Annotated in this window: 3 protein-coding genes and 1 pseudogene; all 4 read right to left on the reverse strand. The window is 33.2% G+C overall.

Going from position 1 to position 4,944, the window contains the following annotated elements:
- Positions 1-724: pseudogene (locus ABJI11_RS13850) on the reverse strand (ribonucleotide-diphosphate reductase subunit alpha); the annotation flags it as partial.
- On the reverse strand, positions 725-1,999 hold the full coding sequence (locus ABJI11_RS13855) for a ribonucleotide-diphosphate reductase subunit beta (protein WP_348353371.1): 1,275 nt from the start codon (positions 1,997-1,999) through the stop codon (positions 725-727). It lies immediately after the preceding pseudogene.
- Positions 2,000-2,420: 421 nt separating this feature from the next.
- Positions 2,421-4,328 carry a hypothetical protein gene (locus ABJI11_RS13860; RefSeq protein ID WP_348353374.1) on the reverse strand — a complete coding sequence of 636 codons (1,908 nt, stop codon included), beginning with the start codon at positions 4,326-4,328 and terminating at the stop codon, positions 2,421-2,423.
- Between the two features lie 52 nt (positions 4,329-4,380).
- Positions 4,381-4,944 (reverse strand): hypothetical protein (locus ABJI11_RS13865; RefSeq protein WP_348353376.1); only part of this gene is annotated, 564 nt, incomplete at its 5' end.

Raw genomic sequence — 4,944 nt, forward strand, 5'->3', positions numbered from 1 at the left:
TTTCATTATCACCATCTACCATTTCTTGCATCCACTCATTAGTAACGGTTACACCATGAGTTAATTCTTGAATTGGATTACCCTCAGTACCAATTTCTAAAAATTCTTTAATATCTGCATGCTCTACCGGTAAGTAAGGTGAAAAACGACCACGACGAACAGAACCTTGACTTACAACATCTACCATAGATTCAAAAAGCTGCATAATATGTACAGCTCCAGAAGCCTTTCCATTATTCTTTACTTCTGCACCTCTATGCCTAATGTTACCAAAGTACCCAGATGTACCTCCACCTAATTTAGACATCATACCAACTTCTGACTGAGTATACAAAATGTTACCCATATCATCGGCAATATTAGAACCAAAACAGCTAATTGGCAACCCTCTTTCTTTTCCGAAATTAGACCATACCGGTGACGCCAAAGAGTAAAAACCTTCACTCATGTAACCATAGAACTTGTCTGAAAAACCAGGCATGTTCAATATCTTTTCCGCTCTATCAGCAATTTCACGTATACGGGTTTCCGCAGAAATTCCAGGTGATAAGTAACCAGAACCTAAAAAGTTACGGCTATCTTCATTTAACCACTTAAAGCCTTCTTCTTTATCTTCTTTTAAGCTTTTAAGCGCTTCTTTCCTAGCCTGTACCAGTTCATTAGAACCATTCAGTTTTACTTCTTCTTGTGTGCTAGTCTCTAATTTAATTTTTGAATCGTTCATTTAAAATAAGTCGTCACTGGTTATACTTTGTGTTCTTTTGCTATAGTTGATAGAGCGTTTTACGAAGAAATCGCCGTGTTTGGTACCAATAATTTCATCATCGAACCATTCTGTTTGCGATAGTAATTCTTCGTCTACGTCGAATACTTTTTCGATTCCAATACTTTCTATTGAATCGTTAAATCTCTTTTTAATAAATTCTTTCACTAAGTTCTTAGGTAAGAAATCAATTTCACCGGCTTCAAAAATCCAATCTATTATATCACTCTCTGATGCGAATGCCTCTTTACACATTTCCTGTACAGAACCATGAAACTCTTTATTGAACCATGTAGGATTCTCATCTTTAATGATATTAATGATATCAATTCCAAAATCACCGTGAATCTGCTCTTCTTTAGACGTAGCTTCAACAACATTAGAGATACCTTTAAACATATTCTTATGCTTGTTGAAAGCCATAATTATCAAGAACTGCGAGAATAAAGAAACATGCTCTATAAATAAGGAGAACAATAATACAGACTCTGCATATTCTTGATTATCCTCACTTTTAGAATTCTTTAATGCTGTTTCTAAATAATGAACCCTTTTCATTATTACAGGTTTCTTCTTCAAGTTTTTAAACTCTTCATTCAACCCTAATATTTCTAATAAGTGCGAATAAGCATCATGATGTCTTACTTCACTCTCTGCAAAAGTTGCTCCTACAGAACCTATTTCTGGCTTAGGCATTTTTTGATAGATGTCTCCCCAAAAACTCTTTACCGCAACTTCTATTTGTGAAATTGCCAACATGGTGTTTTTGATTGCGTTTCGCTCAATATCTGTCAACCCTGTTTTGAAATCTTGAATATCGCTGGTAAAATTAAACTCTGTATGAATCCAATATGAATGTCTTATTGCAGATACATATTCATATAATGCAGGGTATTCATACGGCTTAAGATTTACACGTTTTTCAAAGACATTAGACTTTCTTCTTTGTGCCTGTTCGTTTCTATATATAATGTAAGCTTTAGCTACATCAAAGAAACCACCCTCCATTAATTTATTCTCAACAAAATCTTGAACCTCCTCTACTGTAGGAATATAATTGATATCAGCTTGCTTTCTTTCTAAAAGTGCTGAATGCACATTATTAGAGATAATTTCAGCTTCACTGGGTCCGCCATGTTCTACAGCTGTCATAGCCTTTAAAATGGCATTAGTTATCTTGTGTAAATGAAAAGGTTTTGTCGAAAAATCCCTTTTTATGACTTCTGTGATCTCCATGTTAATATAAAGTTAATGTTGTGGGTAATAAGCGAGGTGTAAAGTTCGAAAATTAATCACCTTAATTTTACATTTACCTACTTAAGCTTTTAACAGGGTTATCAACAATTTAAATTTTAACACGAAATAACTTGTTAAAAACTTTCTTAAAAATAACACATAAAATACCTTATATCAGTTAATTAACATAACCTATTTAAATATAGAACTGAAATAACCTTAAAGAAATACTTCACTTATTTTTTTAAAAAATTATTTTTATGGAAATTTCTCATAAGTTATTTTTTGTAATAACCCACTATGAACTATAAGGTAATTTTTCGAATAAAATTGACGCCATCTTAAGTAGTTTTCGACCAATTAGATAGTTTAATCCACATTAACCTAAGCATTATATTTTTTACTTAAACCACAACTTTAGTTACTTCGATAAATTCACCCTTTTGCGGATTATTTTACCCTTTGTACCTCCAATGCTTTCAGCTTGTACTTCTAAGTCAATTATGTCGTTTTTTGTAAGAATCTTTGAAATATAGAAATCTTTTGCCTGAGTTTTACCTAACCAAATTTTCTCATTTTGGGCATTTAAATAATATAAGTTATGATATACATTCTCTAAAACCGAAGTAAAATGCACATATAATTCCGTGCTATTTTCTTGTGAAAAAGTTTGAACTTTAAATGTTGACGTTAATGGTCTAGTTTCTTTCTTAGACAACAATGATAATTCACCTAAAAAAACACTGCCTTTTCCTTTTGTACGCGCTCCTATTTTTGACAAAAAAAGATTTTTTCCGGCAGGTATATTAAAGCTATTGTTTTTCCAAGAAAGAGATTTTTTAATTGGGTAGGTCAAAACATCACCATTTGACAACTGACAATATATTTCTAATGATATAGCTCCAATTGTTTTAGCCACAACATTAAGTTTCACATTTTTATCTAAACTTATTTTAGTTTTATACAACGGAATTTTGGCATCTTTAATTCCTTTAAACAATAAACTACTACCACCGGTATAACTATCTTCAAAATTAAAAGTAGCCTTCACTCTAGTACTATCTACTTGAAATTGCCAAGTTGGCAACACATCTTGTATACTAAGGTTATGCCATTCATCTTTTGAGAGTGTACTGCCCTGCTCATTATAAAAGCGACCTAGACCATAATTAAAGTTCGTTTTAAACGGTAATTTATTGATTACACTACGAGGTTTAAAATAATCCGCAAAACCTAACCAAGTACTAGACCCAAAACGCGTTTCTGTTGATGGACCACCGTTCCAGAACTTTTGTTCATTGGCGTATACATCTTCAGGTGTTTTTGTTTCTGATATATCAAAAGTAGAATTGGACCAGTATATACCAATAGATGTATTTTTAGGTTTTCCTTCCTTATATAAAGCTTCCCATTTTATTGGAGTCTTATAACTTTTAGACTGTACATCTATACCCGCATATAAATCCCACTCACTCCTACCTAACTCCTGCGCCAACACTTTGCTATCTTCTAAATTGACTTCGTGATACCTGAAATTAATAAAGAAAACATCTGACATGTTCTTATCCTCATTTTGAAAAAACATTGCATTGTGATTATTTAGTTCATCTTGCCAAATAACTCTAGAATCGTCTACCATAGCATCATACCAAACCAATTTTAAATTGGAACGTTCTCTATAGTAGGATATGAACTGCTGCATTAACTCTCCCATTTCACCTTCCAAGTCATACGTTTCTTGATTTATGAACCATCCATCAAAATTATAGGTATCGGCAACTTCTATCAATTTATCCGCTACGGGAAAACTACCATCTTCATTTTTTACCAAAAATTCATAGACCCACTGCTCTTTTCCTCCATATACATTAGGCGGAAAAAATACGGTACCAATGCTTTTAACTCCATTTTTATGTGCGGCATCCGTCCAAAATGCAGTCGGTGGTACAATAATACCTTCGTTTGCTGAACCACCCCATTGCACAAAATAATCTATGTATTGCCAAAAAGGAAATGCATATTGTTTTACAGTAGAAAACCCTTGCGATGGGTGATAATTGGTGGTATGCGGTGCCATTAAGGCAATAATACCCGGTATTCTTTCTGTATAATCATTAATATCTGTTGTGTCATCCAAAAAGCGACTGGCCAAAGCTACATGACTTATATTAAATTTTGATTCAGCATCTTCATTTGCGCTCCATTTAAGAAGCTCTTCTACAAACCAATATGAAGAATAGGGCTGATTTTCTCCATACTGTTCTTTTTGTGCATGACCCTTAGTAGCAAAACCTATTATCACTAGATATATTAAAATCGCTTTCTTCATATTCATTCTCACTTTTAATCATTTAATACGTAACTAGGGATATTATGCAGTATTAGCTTTTAATTTGGCTGATAATCGTTCTATCTTTAATCTTAGTATCGTCTGCTAACATTAAAGCTTTACTTAAAATTACAGATAATGTAGAATCCCCCTCAAATGGCAGAAACACCTCATTTGCACGTTTAGATCGATCCGCTACAATACACAAATACTGATCATTTGGTTTCATTAATATATTGCCACTCCCTAAATGTATTTTGTAAATTCTCATATCGCCTTTGACTACTAGAAAATTACCTTCAAAAGAACATTGATTTGCAATCTTTAATTTCGGAATTAAATTTTCAAGAAGTTCTTTTCTTTCTTGACCACTTACTGCAAGATTACCAAATGAAAAATCTGCCCAATAGCCATGGAATCTTTCTTCTCCCCCATCTCGCCAATTAGGATCTGCACCAATACTGGTAACACCCACAAAAAGGTCTACATCTCTCATTGCTTCTGAAAAAACAATAAGCGGAACTTTATCCATTTCTACTTGACTTTCCTCATCATAAAAACGAACTTGATCTGTCTGTAAATAGTTAAAAATTCCGGAATCATTGGCAGAGTCTTG

It is taken from the genome of Maribacter sp. (genome assembly GCF_039968975.1).
Taxonomy (GTDB): Bacteria; Bacteroidota; Bacteroidia; order Flavobacteriales; family Flavobacteriaceae; genus Maribacter.

Bases quoted from the DNA above. Each gene is read 5' to 3' on its own strand.
- ABJI11_RS13860 (WP_348353374.1), bottom strand. From the start codon at position 4,328: ATGAAGAAAGCGATTTTAATATATCTAGTGATAATAGGTTTTGCTACT.
- ABJI11_RS13855 (WP_348353371.1), bottom strand. From the start codon at position 1,999: ATGGAGATCACAGAAGTCATAAAAAGGGATTTTTCGACAAAACCTTTT.